Below are 15,030 nucleotides of genomic sequence, written 5' to 3'. Positions count from 1 at the left end.
ATTAAAATGCAATGATTTTCCACTTATCATTTATGCACCCAAGCGATCAATCGTCCGAAGCGCTCGGCAAATGGCAAGACAATTAGGGAAGTGACACAATTGAAAATAACGCTTGCGTGCGCCAATTGTGTAGCGGTTTGGTCCGAGAGGAGGCCGCTCCCAAGCGCCAAATAGGAAAGGAAAGGCCATACGAGTAGGACGCCTCCTATGTTAAGCCATAAATGAGCAAAGGCTGTCAGTCTTGCTTCTTGTCCTGCTCCGATACTCGCCATTAAGGCAGTGGTACATGTGCCGATATTCGCACCGAGCATAATGAGAATACCTGTTTCTAAAGGGAAAATGCCAGCATTTAAAAAACTCATTGCGATTCCAGTAACGACGGTGCTCGATTGAATAATGGATGTGATGATGATGCCGATGATAAAAGCGTATAGGACATGTTCACCCATCATTAGCAAAAGTTTTTGCATAAATGGAATGTCCATTAATGGACCTGCCAACCTTTCAAAGCCATTCATGGCGGCGAAAATACTGGCGAGTCCAATAAAGATGAACCCCAAGCTCTTGATCCATGGGATTTTGAAGAACAGACAAATGAGACCGATCCCCACGAAAGGAATGATGAAGCTCGTTAAATTGAAAGTAATGAATTGTAACGTCAGTGTCGTTCCGATATTGCTGCCTAAAATGATGCCAATCGTTTGGGGAAAGAGTAAAAGCCTGGTCGATACAAGGCCGATCATGATGACCATGACGGCGGAACTACTTTGTAAGACGCCAGTCATGGCAATTCCGGCAAACATTCCCTTCATCGGTGTATTGGTCATTTTTTTTAACCATTGTTCCATTTTCTTGCTACCGAGAATAAACAGACCGGCTCGCATTAACGTAATCCCGAGTAAAAACACGGCGACGAGTATTATAAAAGCACCTAAAAAAAGCATGTCCTTCACCTCATTAACTAATCTATGGTTTTCAAGTTCAAACAATTCGTAAAACAGAAAAGAAGAATTCAGATCTATCCCACCTTATAGCTCCGCTCTTTGTAAAGTACGGGACATCGAGGTGGAAATGGACTACAATAGAGAGATGTGAACTTTGAAACAGATAACGCTAATCGGAACAAAAAATGACGCCTTAGGACAATTACCTCCTAAGCTAACGCACCGTATTTAAAACAACAACAATTGCTAAATAAAGAAAAAACAAAAGTCAGTTATTCTAATAGGAATACTGACCTTTAAGCGTTTGTAGAAAGAAGGCCCGCGCATGAAACAACAAATATCCACCCAGAATGTGCTACGATGCGGTCTGGGTGTGACAGATAACGCACGAAAAGGAATTATGAAATTTGCAAAGGATGAGCATGCATTCTTTTCGATGCAAGAAGCCTTTGATATACATATCGAAAAACGTCCGGAAAACAGACAAGGCAATCTGTCGTTTTCCTTTTTCTTTGATAATCAAACGAATGACGCATTAGCCAAACGGCTCGATGATCGAGTGGCTGTCATGGAATGCGTCTATAAGCATGATGGCTTTCTGGCAACTGGTTTTCATGTTAGAGGTAAAAGGGAGCCGGTCCGAACAAACCGCCGTTTAGCGGTACGGCTGAAGTTTCAAACAGGACGTAATTCGGGTGCCTCTATGCCTGTTGAATTGTATACAGGATTACGGGAACTGCCGATTGCAGAGGAACGGTCAGATTATGTGAAGAAAAGGATTGCCAGTTGGGAAGGATATTTGCGCATCCAAGAACGGAATGCAGATGTTGAAGATGTTGTTGCTACGATTTCGAATGCGAGTCTCAATGAAAACTTCAGTAAGGTCCGCCTTGTCTGCAAAGGATTGAAAGGCGAGGATTGGCAGACGATTAAAGGGTTTAGTGCCAAAAAGAAAGGAACTTCACAAGATATAGGGAATGTGAGTAAAGTCGATCGGTCCAAAAATGTTATTGAAATTGAATTGAATCGACCTTATCAGGAGTTGGCAAGAAAGAACCAATGGCATCCCAAAGTGCTTAAGGAAGTTGTTTTTAGCAATTTTGCCGAACTCAGCCAAGTAAGGCGATTACGAAAAGGATTTAAAGATCTGCAAGATGGACTTGCGGCGAATCCGAACTTGGAAAAAGTCCTTTTCGAAGAGCGGCCCGTTGTTCGTATTTCAAAGACAGAGAAAAACCTGGAGTTCCATAATAATTTGAATGAATTCCAACAAGAGGCTGTCGTTGGCGCAATGACTGCCAATGACCTTTATGTCATTCAAGGACCCCCGGGGACCGGGAAAACAACGGTCATTTCGGAAATTTGCTATCAGAATGTCAAAGCGGGATTACGTACACTCGTTGCTTCCCAAGCGAATCTGGCGGTCGATAACGCGCTCGGCCGATTACTTTCTCACCAAGACATCCGGATTTTACGATATGGACGGACGGAGAGTATAGAGGAAGAGGGCAAAAAGTTTATCGAAGAAAATGTCGCTTTGAATTGGAAAGAACAGACATTACAGGCAGTCTATGAACAACTTGACGCCCATATACAAAGGGAGTCACAGTTGGAAAACGAACTAAAGGATCATGAAAAGCAATTACAAGCACTTCAAGTAAAATTGTCCTCGCTGGAAGAGCAAGTGAAATTGAAAAAAGCGGCGGAGGAGGAGTATGCTGAACGCTCAACTGAAATCGAGAAGTTGACAAAAAGTGTAGGCCTCTTAATGGACGAACGTGATAAAACGATCGATAGCCAAGAAAAATTGCGACAAATGGTCAATGAACAGATGGAACGGATCGACCAACTCGAACGGGAAACCGAGTCGCGGTCTATGTGCCAAGAAACGGTTGACCAAATGGAAGAACTTGCGCAAGACATCAAAAAACTTCGGCAACTTGTCACTTATCGTCAAACATTGCAACAGATTGGAGAGACGGTCCATACGCTTGCGACATTTCAACAAGCACTTGAACGGAATCAGCGCAAAAACGCCGATTTAAATAGATTAGAGAAAGAACTACAATCGATTACCAAATTGACCATCCTACAGGAGAAATTGGATTTGGCATCATTTGTACCTCCGTTTGCCACTGCACAAAAGATTACCGAGTTGAACCGGCTGATTCACAGCATTAAAGCCGATGCCTCAACTGGGACTTATGCGGAGTGGAGGGAACTGACGAACCGTTTGGAAATCGCAATTGAACGGATGCAGCTTCTGCTAAACCAAAATGGTTTTAGAAGTCCAGCGACGCGACGGCCCCCTAACCAAAAGTATACGACTGTGAAGGATATTCATCAGTTGATTGACCAAACAGGGCGATTTTTAGTCAAGCCGTCCACAAAGCAAATTTTGGCTACCCGCAATTACTCTGCAGAGAAATACGATACGCTTGAAAAAATCGCGATTGCACGAGATATTTTGCATGAGCGAATGGGTTACGCTAAAACGACGGCTGCCGGTTTTCAGCATGTGCATCACATGATGGAGGATTCGAAAAAACGGTATGCGGTCATTCATGCGGAAATGATTGCGTCCGTGAAAGAATCCATCCATACAATTGAAAAAGAAAGCAACACTTTGCAAAAAGATGCCGAACATCTGCAAATGGCACTGACGGACCTTCAGCAAAAGAGCTCCAAGCTGCTTGCACAACTTGGAACAATTGATGAAAAAACTTCGATCGACAATCTGAAAAATGAGTTGGTTGAAAAAGAGCAGGTCTATGCAGCCTATCAAGAAACGAAAGCGATACTCGCACAATATGCATTAGAACTCGAGCAGACGAAGCACAAAGTCGAAGAACTCACAGGACAAATCAATAGCCAGTCGGCTGCCGTCGATGAATTGAACAAAGAAATTGAAAAAGGGAGCGCAGTTATGGAGGAACAAAAACTGCACCTTGCGAATCTGAAGGAAATCATCGTACAGCAACCCGAAATGGAACGTAAGGAAACCCTGACAGAAATCGATTCACTTACCCAAACAGTCGAACAGTTGGAACTTGAAAAAGCCCGTTTACCGATTACGCAGACCTTGCAGGAAGAATGGCTATCCCTTCTCGAGGAGGCCAATGACTATGATTTGGATGAAATCCGAAAACTGTATGTACGGCATGCCAATGTCATCGGGACAACTTGTGTCGCCTCGGCCCGGCGTGACTTCATGGAAGACTATCCTACATTCGATGTTGTCATTATTGACGAAGTGTCGAAAGCGACACCACCAGAATTATTGCTTCCGATGTTAAAAGGGAAAAAAATCATTTTAGTCGGCGATCATCATCAGTTGCCACCTCTTGTTGGTCAAGAAACGATGGAGGAATTTCTGGAGGAAATCGAGGATCGTGAAGAGAAGCAGGAATTGGCGAAGCTGTTGAATGAATCGCTATTCGAACGGCTGTTCAGGACTTTGCCGAAGCAAAACAAAACGATGCTTGCTATCCAATACAGGATGCATGAAAGCATTATGGAAACCATCACGCCGTTTTATGTGGAAGGGGATTATCGCCTCCGATGCGGATTAACGGATTCCGATACGATGCGTGACCATTTGCTGGAATCCCGTTATGTAAAGCGACATGACCATTTACTTTGGTTCGATATGCCAAATGAACCTGAGTTCTTTGAAGAGAAAATGAAAGGCGGAACAAGCCGTTTCAACCCATCCGAATTGAATCGGATTCGCGATCTCCTACAGGATTTGGATACAGCTACTGAACGGGCAAAGGCAGCAGGTAGAATGGCGCCGGAAGCTCAAAAGAGCGTCGGTGTCATTAGTTTCTATGGTGAACAGGTGAAGCGGATCGATCGGTTGATTCACCAAGAACTCATTCCGAAACATTTGCATTGCAGAACGGGATCCGTGGACAAGTTTCAAGGGATGGAAATGGACGTCATCATTTTAAGTTTCGTACGGAATCATGCCGATAAGGGCGGGGACATCGGTTTTGCAAAAGATTATAGAAGGCTGAATGTCGCATTATCCCGTGCGCGGGAATTGCTCATCATTGTCGGAAGCTCGGAGATGTTCACCGAGCGGACGAAACATGTCGATTCGAGGGAAATGTATGGACGTTTGCTTAAAGACGTCCAAAAGAACAATGGCCTTATGGATGTAGAAGGGAATGTGCAAGGATAATGGATGACTTGAAAAGGCAGTTAACAAAGGAACTTCAACAGGATTTGAATGTTAAACTCCTTAAAACTTTGACATGGAGTTTGCCCGTCCATTCCATCGAAATTGCCTACCAAACTGTAAAGCGGACGAAGATGGATATTTTGATGAAAATGATGCTCATCGCTTTCCAAAAGGGAGCTATTGAAACTGCTGAGGAGCTAAGTGAACTTCTACTCGTAGACGCCCTTTTTATCAACGATTTGATCAGCTTGATGACAAGGACGAAAATTATTGAAAAAAAGGCTTCGACATTTGGATTGACGGAGAAAGGCGTTCAGCAGCTTGCAACGGGTATTTTCGTCCATGAGCCGGAAAGCGCCACGACAAAGGCGCTTTTCAGTGCTTGCCATCAAAATTTCTTGCAAGGAGAATTAAAATCGGATCCTTCGGAAGAACTCGGAGTCTATCGTTGGAAGGATGAATTCAACGATTGGGAATTCGACTCGCTAGAAGATTCTCTTCTACGAAATGCACTCCTATCGATGAATGTGGAATCTGACGAGGGCAATGCCCAAATCGTCGTATCGGACATCATATCGGCAACTGTCGAACAAACTGTTCATATACCTTGTCTGGAATTTCAATTGTATAACAAATCGGAGGATTTATTTTATGTCCGCGTTTGGAACACACTTTTGCAACAGTGGGATGAAACGCTTGAAACCCAGTTGAATGACCAAGAACGGAAACAGTGGCGGAAGGAGTATTTGGAGAAGTATGATAAAGAAATGAAAGGGACTGATTCAGAAAAAATCACATAGTTCATGAATGGGGAAGGGGGATAGAAATTGAGGCTTCAAGAAATTATCGAGATCGTAAGGGAATACTTTTTACTGGCATTCATAGCCGTAATTGTTTTTGGGATACTCTTTTTTCTTGGATACTTCATTGTCTATAAGAAGCTTTTGGGAGGAAAGAAAAGCCTATCAAAGAGGCGGCTACTTTTTTGTGGCTTGTTTATAGGTTATCTGATCATGGTGATTGGTGTGACCTTTTTGAATAGGGGTTCAAACTATGAGGGACGTATAGTCTTAGCTTTTCTTAGTTCATATCGAGAAGCTTGGTATAGTTTTAGTGTAAGGGACTGGCAGTTTTTACTTTTAAATATATTCATGTTTGTACCGCTTGGTATACTATTGCCATTACTCCATTCGCGTTTTCAAAGAGCCATTTGGACAATCGTAGTAGCATTGTTATTTACTTTGTCGATTGAGACATTCCAATTTATCACAGGGTATGGCATTTTTGAGGTGGATGATCTATTTAATAATCTATTAGGCGGCATCATTGGATATGGAATCGTCATGGGTTTCATGACACTTAAAGAAAAGGAGATAAAGCGATCCTTTTACTACTTTTCGCCTTTATTGGTAGTGATCCTCTCATTCGGGAGCATCTTTACCTACTACCACTTGAAGGAGTTTGGTAATCTATCGATTACGCCCATTCATAGATCTGATCTGATACAAGCAACAATTACTAGGGATATTCAGCTCAATGAAAATAGAATGGCAGTTCCCGTTTATAAAGCGCCAAGCTATACAAAGGATACCGCTGATGACTTTATCCTAACTTTTTTTGAAAGAATAAATCTTGACACATCGAATACAGAGGTTATTTCTTATCAAAATGAAATTCTACATTGGATTGGAGAGGAGAGATCCCATAGTATATGGTTCCGATTTTTAGATGGAAGTTATGATTATACGGATTTTTCAAGCTTTAGAGAGGATAAAGGGCCTGAGGATGTAGATGAAGAAACGTTAAAAGAAAAAGTAAGACAATTTGGCATCGATCTTCCACAAGACGCGCATTTTCAAAAAGTCGATACAGGCACTTATGAGTGGATGGTGGATAAAAAGGAAATAGAAAATCAGCTGGTAGATGGTTTTTTAACGGTAACTTATTATAACGATGACACAGTGAAGAGCATTGTCAATCGCTTAATAACCTATGAAAAGGTTAGGGATGTGCAAATTAAGAGCGAACAAGAAGCATATGAAGAAATTTTGAAGGGGAAATTTCAATATTACTCTGAAAATAAAAGGATAGAAACCTTACAAATCGATCAAGTGGAAGTAAGCTATCATTTAGATTCCAAAGGCTATTATCAACCCATTTATGCTTTTCATAGTACAGTAGATGGAGTAGGTACGATTATTTTAATTCCGGGAATTTAGAGATTGAATGGCTACATGTTACTACCTCCAACGTAAATTTAGAAGCCTATCTATAAGATCACAACTCTTAATCTAGTTAATTATGATAAAATGAAAATGCAACTGAATATTGTAAGGGTGGTTGATTGTTGATCCTCTTTCCTTTATTGGAAAGGAGGTAATAATCATGGAGACATTTGTGCCTGCAGGATGAGGGGCATGCATCTGTTAAACGTGAGACGCGTTGAATTAGGCTACCTTCTCCGAAGACAAGAGGAGCTTTATTGGGACTATACGGCCTTTATGTGCAAAATTCATTGCTAGCCACACCATTTATGGACTTATTCATATGAGTAGGTCTTTTTTTATTTCAAAAAAGTGCATCTTTTTTTGAGGATAGGCTCTCTAATAGATAGGACGGTGAAAAAGATGACTGCTAACTATAAGAAAGTAAAAAGAGCGATAGGAGGGGATCAGGAAGCACTACTATTTTTGCTTCAACAACAAAAGGAAAAACTGTATCGCACTTCGTTTAGTTATGTTCGCAATGAAGCAGACGCTTTAGATGTTTTCCAGCAAACGGTGCTACTGGTAATTGAGTCAATTCATCAGTTAAGAGAACCGAAGTATTTCTCGACATGGTTAATGAAAATCTGTATCAATGTCTCACTCGAAGTCCTTCAAAAACAAAAGAAAGTAATTTTGATGGATGATCTTATGGTTTCCTCCCTTACCAGTGATATGGCCACGTCTGCTGAAAAAATAGACTTACTGGATGCGATTTTTAAGTTGGATGAAAAATATAAGACTGTTCTACTTTTAAAATATTACGATGATATGACCTTTGAACAAATAGCAGATGTACTTGGCGAACCAATCGGAACTGTCAAATCAAAGGGAAAGCGAGCGTTAGCGAAAATCAAGCCGATATTAAAAGGAGTGTATCTAGATGACCGAGCAAAAACGCGTCAAAGAAGCATTGAATGAAATTCCCGTTCCTTCTGAAAAGTTGGATATAATTTTGGCAGATGCTTTTAAAAATAAGGAGAAAAAGACGGTTAGATTCCCCTTTAAACGAGTGGCTAAATATACGGCAGCTGTCGCGCTTCTGTCGATTTGTACAATTACCTCTGCATATGTGTCTCCTGCATTTGCTAACTTTATTCAACAAATTCCAATCATTGGATATGCATTCGATCATTTCATCTTACAAGAAGACTATTATCAAGCATACGAGGAGATTAGTACGGATATTGGTTTGGTTGCAAATAGTAATGGCGTCGAACTAATAATCGAGAAAGCTTTTTACGATGGAAATACGGTGACACTTTCATATGTACTCCGAACAGAAGAGGATTTAGGCACCTTACCTCTGTTCGAAAAATTACCGACCGTCGAAGATAATTTTAGTGCAGGAGGTTATAAAGTAGATTATGTGGAGGGGGTCGGCTATGTCGGCATAATGACGTTATCAATGTTGGAGGATGCCAAGAAAACGGTAAATATAGTTTGGGAGCCAAGTACCATCTCTTCAGATGACAAGATCATAAAAGGAGATTGGCGGTTTGCTTTTTCTTTACATGCGATAGAAGGAACATATATCCCCATCCATGAACGAGTAAGTAAAGACGATGTGGCCATTGAACTAATAGACGCGGTTAAAACAGATGTCAATTTAACCATCAACTATTTACAAGATGTCGAACCTGTTGTTCATGATAACTGGATGGCTGTCGAAGCGGAGCTACATGCAATTGATAATTTAGGTAATGAATATCAAGTGCCGTATAATGGTGGAATAGGCACGGACGGCGGGGATTCCCGCGAAGACATGACTTGGAATGGAACGATTCACGGCCTCGATCCAGAGGCCACATCCATTACGTTTTATCCATTCGCCCATGTCAGTAATAACATAGATGATTCTAAACGAATTGATTTTGAACCAATCATTGTTGAATTGGAGTAGCAAGAAAATCTTAGTGTTCCCATTTGCATGGTCATAATGGTTTGGATGAAACGTTTATTCTTCTTTGGGCTTTTGGCTATATTTCATCATAAAGAGAATTACACCTTGGTGAATGCATCATTTCTTAGGAATGAGGATGTGTTTAGATGGCTGTAATGAGGTGTGTGAAGGAATCTACCGTACCGTATGGGATGGGGGATTCATTCAGAAAGAACAGAAAGCATATTTGAATCATAATCAGTTATTTAAAGAACTGATCAGCAATTTTTTATGGAGTTTCTTGAAGTGTTTTTCCCAGTACTCCATGAAAGCATTGACTTTGAGTCGATTACTCCGCTATCTGAGGAATTGTATACAGATCTCATCAAAGGGGAAAATCGGCGCGTGAATATCGGGATTGAGTCGAAGTTGAAAGGCGATAATACGCTAGTCGTTATTCAAGTGGAGCCGCAAAGTTATTACCAAAAAGATTTTCACCAGCGTATGTATCTTTACTTTAATCTACTTTACAAAGAGTACAGAATTCCTATTTTACCAATTGCCGTCTTTAGTTATGATGAAAAACATACAGAAATTAATCAATTTACAATCGTGTTTCCTTTCTTCCATGTGCTAACCTTTAATTTCTTGATGTTGGAGTTGAAGAAAAAGAATTGGCGGGACTATTTGAAGTCTAATAATCCAGTAGTAGCGGCCTTGTTAGGGAAAATGGGGTATCAGGAAGAAGAAAAAGTTCAAGTGAAGTTGGAGTTTTTACGTATGATGACCAAGATGGAGCTCAACCCAGTCCGTGCTAGATTCATCAACGACTTTTTCGAACAATATTTGAAGCTCAACGAAGAGGAGGAGGAAGAACTGATGCAAGAAATTAGCCGTTTGGACAATGCAGAGGAATTTACAAAGTTGCCAAATTCTTAGGAAGAGAGAGGGATCGAAAAGGGATAGAGCAAGGTAAAAAGGAAATCGTACTTGAAATGTTAAAAGAGGGATTATCAGTCGACTTTATTGCAAAAGTCACTCATATGGAAATAGAGGCGATTGAGAAGTTGCGAAAAATGATCTGATTTTTATTTGAGTATCCGACATTGCTACTTTAAAACTTACGTGAAAATAAAACTACACTTATTAAGTCAATTTACTTAATAAGTGTAGTTTTATTTATGCGAATAGAAAGATAATTGTTTGACTTATAAGAACGTGAGTTCTATTATGGGGGAGAAGAAAATATTATTGACTGTGATAGAAAGATGTAGAAATTGAAAAGTTCATTTCAAACTTTGAAGAGGGAGGAATTCTTAAATGGGGGTAATGATTTTTTTAGATATTATGCCGGATCATATCGATGTAACCGAGTGGGAAAAGGTGTATGAAGAAACACTTGAAATCATAAATGGCTATCCATTTTTAGACAGTATTTTTGATGATCAAACCTATCATTGTAATTGGCAGTATGTTACGCGGACAGAAGAAAGAGCGATCGCGTTTGCGGATAATCAGATTGGGTGGCATACAATTGGCGATGAACGATCACTAAAAATGGCAGAATCATTGTGCTTGTAAAAAATCTACAATATTATCGGGAGTATTGCAGACGAGGTGGGAATTGTAAGGATCTTCTGTTTTCATCCATCTATGATCATCCTGGAATAAATGAGCACTTGGAACGGTTAAAGGTGGATAAGGTAAGTGTATTTGAGGCTAAAACGCAGGGAGAGCCTTTTCATATTCCTCTACTTGCAATCGCTTGTCTAATCGAAAGCCGGTTTCCCCAACATGCGATGGTATACGGAGATCTCTCGATTGGTCAGATGGAAAAAGCGGTGAAATGGGCAAATTCGATTCTGAAGAAACCGATTGAGCTGACTGAACGTGCTGATAATGAAAAGCTGTTGATGAGAATAAAACAAGTACTAAAAGATGAAGCTGCTGCATTGGAAGCTTTAATGAATTTGACAATGCGGGAACAAGATATGGAACTAGGTAAGTTGGTCCGAATGCACTTCAGCTCTGAAACAATTGCTGCTTATTATCTCTCGCAGTTTAAAAAGCACAAGATCGTAACATATGGATTCTCAACGGTGCTTTCCAATTATCTCAATAAAGGATTCAGTTTAGAGGGTGCCTGTGAATTATGTGTACTTGATCCGGACGGTTGTAACTTTGATGCACAAAAATTTGCAAAATCCGTCTTATCCATGCAATGGGCAATACATGAGACAAATCCGGTTGATTTGATTTCTACAAAGATTAACGCTTCGGATTCGGACAAGCCTAAAACTGTCAATTCAATGTTGGGGAAGACATTGTTACAAATGGCAGGTTTTCGTGAAGAGATGAAATCTAATTTATCCTTCGAAGAGGTTGTGCGGATTTTGTGTAATCAGCTAGGGCACCTTTGCAATATAGATCTGCTCGTTGATGAAGTGAATGAAAAAGATAGGAATTTAACTAATTTGCTAGAAGATTTCCACACTAAGTTTGATAATGATTCAGAGGGTGAAGTAGTGAATAGAATCCGCTATACGATAACTGCTGTAGAGGATTTAATCTTGTGGAAACCTGGGGACACCATTCATCCGAGTTTGGAAGAGGGGATCACTAAGGTAAAAGAATTTGTTGAAAAATTATTGGAAAGAGATAAAGACTTTTTCGAAGATTTTCAGAATATGACTGAGAATGATAAAATGAGGAAATTGATACAATTCAATCGATTTTTCTATATTCATAAAAGAGTTTGGGATGAAGTTGCACTGAATCTTAATGATTCAAGAAGAATGCATAAAATCCTAGGTGTATTATCGATTCAAGCAGATGAAATAAATATCAATAAATTATGCAAATATCTGGTGAATAATCAAGCGTTATTTCAAGCCTATTTTTTTGTGACTCCGGTATAAATTTTGTGTCAGGTACCTACACCATTCGAGATTGTCTTGGTACCTGGCATAATTTTATTATTCAAATGTAAGTTGGCTTGGGGCATCGTTTACAGGCAAACGGTAAACGGATTCCAAAAGATTTATTTATACTTGCTCACGGTTGAATAAGATTTGCAATTAGATTATCTATACTCTTCATATAATTGAAATAGGAAGTGAGGATGAAAGGCAGTAATGAAATCGCTACAATTAAAATCACTGCTAGGATAACTTTGGATTTAACTCGCACAAGAGAAGCTAACGTTATGATGGATGTAGCTAAAAACGTAAGAGTCACAAACCAAAATGTTTTTATATCATTGATATTATCATGCAATAAAGCTATTCGCAGCTCATTATCTTTTGTGATTGGAATGACATGGGTTTCTTTTTTGAACATTCCGCTTTGAATCAACACTTTGTTATGATCAGTTTCAACTCCGTGTCCTCCGGGATAAAAGTCAAAAAGAAAAGTCAGTGCAAGCATGACCATCCATATGATTAACAATAAACTTGTTATGCGCTTGCGATTTTTATCCGAGCTTTTTCCCTTTAGATCTTCTAAATTAATACGACCACTCCTTTAAGTTCAGTTTTCAGACGAGTTGTATTGTTATTGTATTCGACTTTTAGGTTTTAAATAATCAATCAATTAAATAGAGAACTGTAGAAAGGCTAACGGGCAAACTACTTTATTAAGAACGGTTGTATCCTTTTAGGACTTAAACCGTATAAAGAAGTGAAAGTTATCTTCTTTATGATAAATAAAAAGAAGTGAAAGTTATCTTCTTTATGATAAATAAAAAGAAAGGAGTGAGTAAAATCAAATCCTATTTTAAAAAATTAGCCTTATTATTTTCGATGATTTTACTAGTTGGTTGTTCTGTGTTGAATAAATCTTCGATTGAATTAACGAATAAGTCCGTAGAAATTCACATTGCTGAAAATGATATACAGCAGTTCGATGAATTAAATCAAGAAAGGGAAAGCTTCTCAACAGTTTCTCTTAGATATCATTTTTCTATAAAAAATACAGGCAATCGAACTGTCGGTGGAATTGAAGAAGTTGATCCAGTGACCTATCAAATTAACGACGGTTTAAGTTATATAATTGAACCGAGTGAAGAATTATTGAACACTTCCATTGAAATACTTGGATTTAATCTCTTCGATGAATCGGAAAGAGCAGCGAATAGTCTCGGTACAGGTTGGTCGATTAACCCGATGCTTAAAAAAGGTGAAGTTGGAGAGAATTATTTGGATTTTGACTTAGGTGTAAAGGAACAAACAGATCAATATAATGTTGTACCTTCGATGGAGCAACTAAACATACTAAAAGAAACAGCATTAAATTCCACTTTGATTGTAACAATAAAAGATGAAGAAATAGCCCGATTCAAGCTGAACGAATAAATCTGATTTAAAGCCAGGTACCCGCCAAAATGATCGTCTTGGTACCTGGCATGTTTTATTTACGGGAATCTTTTTCCTCACGTATCTCTTCTTGCATCCCTTCGATGCTTTCTTTCCTTCGTTCGTTTTTCGCTTTGATAGCGGCACGTTCTGTCCCTTCCGCGAATTCCATCGCTGCTTCTGCAGCTTCCATATTACTGATCGTTTTCTTCATCCGATTGACAGTCGTGTCCGTATCGTTCGGTCTTGGGGTAAATTTAGGCATTGTTGTCCTCCTTCATTTTTTAGGAAACCTTCAGGAGATAGCATTCCCGAATTTATATGAACTATTTGTCACAATGGCAACAGATGATGATGCCTAAAACTTATATCTGGTTTTTCGTTTATCAATCGCACATTTTGATTGACGGTTCGGTTATCATTACGTATAATACCTAGTAAATAGATATGTTTAATTAAAATTGAAAGTAATATTGAAAGGAAGTTGAATATGATCAGTCAATCCATTTCAATTATCCATAATCATTTACAGTTATCAGGAGTGCTTCATCTGCCTGAAAGAAAACAGCACGGGAAGGTGCCGCTCATTGTGCTATTGCACGGGTTTATTGGGAGTAAGGTTGGAGAGCATCGGTTATTTGTCAAAGCAGCGCGTTATTTCACGGGAAAAGGATTTGGGGTTTTCCGTTTTGATTTTAGCGGCTGCGGGGAAAGTGACGGTGATTATGCCGATGTGACGGTCACGAATCAGTTGGATGAAGTACAAACGGTTTTGGATTATGTATCGAAATTGAACGCGATCGATGAGCAGAACATCATTTTGATCGGTCATAGTCTTGGCGGAGCGGTCGCTGCGTTAACGGCTTCTCGGGATCGACGGATTCGCAAACTTGTTTTATGGTCCGCTGTCGGTACTCCATACGAAGATATTACAGAGATTTTAGGTGAACGGGCAGTGAGCATTGCAAAAAGAAGCGGGAAAGTGGATTATCAAGGCTTCTATGTCAGCCGTTCCTTTTTAAATGATTTGAAAAACCATCAACCTCTTGAGGCAATACGTTCTTATGATGGCGAGGCATTGATCATCCATGCAAAAGAAGATGAAGATATCCCGAAAGAACATACTGCCCGTTATTTGAAATCCTTACAACAAAGAGGACAATCCAAAGAAGTGAGCACACATTATATTGAAAATGCTGATCATACATTTTCAAGTTACCAATTCGAGGACGAGTTATTCGCACAATCCGCCGAATGGTTGGAAAAATGGCAAAGACAACTCAATTTAAAAGCTGTGCTTTAATGCATAATAAAAATAAAAAATCACTGGAATTGATCTGCCCCGTAAATGTTAGACACCAAACTAACATTTACGGGGTGTTTTTATGTCTAAATATACAGT

General features: G+C 39.6%; 13 protein-coding genes. 10 read left to right on the top strand and 3 right to left on the bottom strand.

Going from position 1 to position 15,030, the window contains the following annotated elements; genetic code table 11:
• Positions 1-26 precede the first annotated feature (26 nt).
• Entirely contained in the window at positions 27-944 is a 918-nt protein-coding gene (locus ACFPRA_RS03090) for a Na/Pi symporter (RefSeq protein ID WP_381430618.1), read from the bottom strand.
• Positions 945-1,269: 325 nt separating this feature from the next.
• On the opposite strand from ACFPRA_RS03090, the gene ACFPRA_RS03085 reads away from it, so the two are divergent.
• The 8 genes from ACFPRA_RS03085 to ACFPRA_RS03050 all read left to right on the top strand — a co-directional run bounded on the left by ACFPRA_RS03085 (position 1,270) and on the right by ACFPRA_RS03050 (position 12,194).
• Positions 1,270-5,130, top strand: a complete 3,861-nt coding sequence (locus ACFPRA_RS03085; protein WP_381430616.1) for an AAA domain-containing protein — start codon at positions 1,270-1,272, stop codon at positions 5,128-5,130.
• A gap of 8 nt (positions 5,131-5,138) precedes the next feature.
• The gene (locus ACFPRA_RS03080) at positions 5,139-5,930 is read left to right on the top strand and encodes a hypothetical protein (protein WP_381430613.1); all 792 of its coding nucleotides are present in this window, start codon (positions 5,139-5,141) and stop codon (positions 5,928-5,930) included.
• 27 nt (positions 5,931-5,957) lie between these two features.
• Positions 5,958-7,349 carry a VanZ family protein gene (locus tag ACFPRA_RS03075; protein WP_381430610.1) on the top strand — a complete coding sequence of 464 codons (1,392 nt, stop codon included), beginning with the start codon at positions 5,958-5,960 and terminating at the stop codon, positions 7,347-7,349.
• A 408-nt stretch (positions 7,350-7,757) separates the two neighbouring features.
• Complete coding sequence (locus ACFPRA_RS03070) at positions 7,758-8,315, top strand: sigma-70 family RNA polymerase sigma factor (protein WP_381430915.1); 558 nt, start codon at positions 7,758-7,760, stop codon at positions 8,313-8,315.
• Positions 8,278-9,297 carry a DUF4179 domain-containing protein gene (locus tag ACFPRA_RS03065; protein WP_381430607.1) on the top strand — a complete coding sequence of 340 codons (1,020 nt, stop codon included), beginning with the start codon at positions 8,278-8,280 and terminating at the stop codon, positions 9,295-9,297. The genes ACFPRA_RS03070 and ACFPRA_RS03065 overlap by 38 nt, the downstream gene beginning before the upstream one ends.
• A gap of 285 nt (positions 9,298-9,582) precedes the next feature.
• Positions 9,583-10,215, top strand: coding sequence for a DUF4351 domain-containing protein (locus tag ACFPRA_RS03060; protein ID WP_381430605.1), 633 nt, complete (start codon positions 9,583-9,585; stop codon positions 10,213-10,215).
• Positions 10,216-10,596: 381 nt separating this feature from the next.
• The gene (locus ACFPRA_RS03055) at positions 10,597-10,857 is read left to right on the top strand and encodes a hypothetical protein (RefSeq protein WP_381430603.1); all 261 of its coding nucleotides are present in this window, start codon (positions 10,597-10,599) and stop codon (positions 10,855-10,857) included.
• Positions 10,858-10,970: 113 nt separating this feature from the next.
• Positions 10,971-12,194, top strand: coding sequence for a hypothetical protein (locus ACFPRA_RS03050; protein ID WP_381430600.1), 1,224 nt, complete (start codon positions 10,971-10,973; stop codon positions 12,192-12,194).
• Between the two features lie 136 nt (positions 12,195-12,330).
• On the opposite strand, the gene ACFPRA_RS03045 is transcribed toward ACFPRA_RS03050, so the two are convergent.
• Entirely contained in the window at positions 12,331-12,702 is a 372-nt protein-coding gene (locus ACFPRA_RS03045) for a hypothetical protein (RefSeq protein ID WP_381430597.1), read from the bottom strand.
• 305 nt (positions 12,703-13,007) lie between these two features.
• On the opposite strand from ACFPRA_RS03045, the gene ACFPRA_RS03040 reads away from it, so the two are divergent.
• The gene (locus ACFPRA_RS03040; RefSeq protein WP_381430594.1) at positions 13,008-13,628 is read left to right on the top strand and encodes a hypothetical protein; all 621 of its coding nucleotides are present in this window, start codon (positions 13,008-13,010) and stop codon (positions 13,626-13,628) included.
• A 55-nt stretch (positions 13,629-13,683) separates the two neighbouring features.
• Here the strand turns inward: ACFPRA_RS03040 and ACFPRA_RS03035 are convergent, their stop codons facing one another.
• Positions 13,684-13,893 (bottom strand): small, acid-soluble spore protein tlp, encoded by a 210-nt coding sequence (locus tag ACFPRA_RS03035; protein ID WP_381430591.1) that lies wholly within the window; start codon positions 13,891-13,893, stop codon positions 13,684-13,686.
• A gap of 225 nt (positions 13,894-14,118) precedes the next feature.
• Between ACFPRA_RS03035 and ACFPRA_RS03030 the strand changes: the two genes are divergently transcribed.
• A complete protein-coding gene (locus ACFPRA_RS03030; RefSeq protein ID WP_381430588.1) occupies positions 14,119-14,931 on the top strand; it encodes an alpha/beta hydrolase in 813 nt (270 codons plus the stop codon).
• The last annotated feature ends 99 nt before the right edge of the window (positions 14,932-15,030 follow it).

This window comes from Sporosarcina soli, from assembly GCF_042655805.1.
GTDB classification, from domain to species: domain Bacteria; phylum Bacillota; class Bacilli; order Bacillales_A; family Planococcaceae; genus Sporosarcina; species Sporosarcina soli.
This window is presented reverse-complemented; position numbering and strand designations above follow the sequence as displayed.

Bases quoted from the DNA above. Each gene is read 5' to 3' on its own strand.
- ACFPRA_RS03085 (WP_381430616.1), top strand. From the start codon at position 1,270: ATGAAACAACAAATATCCACCCAGAATGTGCTACGATGCGGTCTGGGT.
- ACFPRA_RS03065 (WP_381430607.1), top strand. From the start codon at position 8,278: ATGACCGAGCAAAAACGCGTCAAAGAAGCATTGAATGAAATTCCCGTT.
- ACFPRA_RS03045 (WP_381430597.1), bottom strand. From the start codon at position 12,702: ATGCTTGCACTGACTTTTCTTTTTGACTTTTATCCCGGAGGACACGGA.
- ACFPRA_RS03070 (WP_381430915.1), top strand. From the start codon at position 7,758: ATGACTGCTAACTATAAGAAAGTAAAAAGAGCGATAGGAGGGGATCAG.
- ACFPRA_RS03040 (WP_381430594.1), top strand. From the start codon at position 13,008: ATGATAAATAAAAAGAAAGGAGTGAGTAAAATCAAATCCTATTTTAAA.
- ACFPRA_RS03035 (WP_381430591.1), bottom strand. From the start codon at position 13,893: ATGCCTAAATTTACCCCAAGACCGAACGATACGGACACGACTGTCAAT.
- ACFPRA_RS03090 (WP_381430618.1), bottom strand. From the start codon at position 944: ATGCTTTTTTTAGGTGCTTTTATAATACTCGTCGCCGTGTTTTTACTC.
- ACFPRA_RS03055 (WP_381430603.1), top strand. From the start codon at position 10,597: ATGGGGGTAATGATTTTTTTAGATATTATGCCGGATCATATCGATGTA.
- ACFPRA_RS03030 (WP_381430588.1), top strand. From the start codon at position 14,119: ATGATCAGTCAATCCATTTCAATTATCCATAATCATTTACAGTTATCA.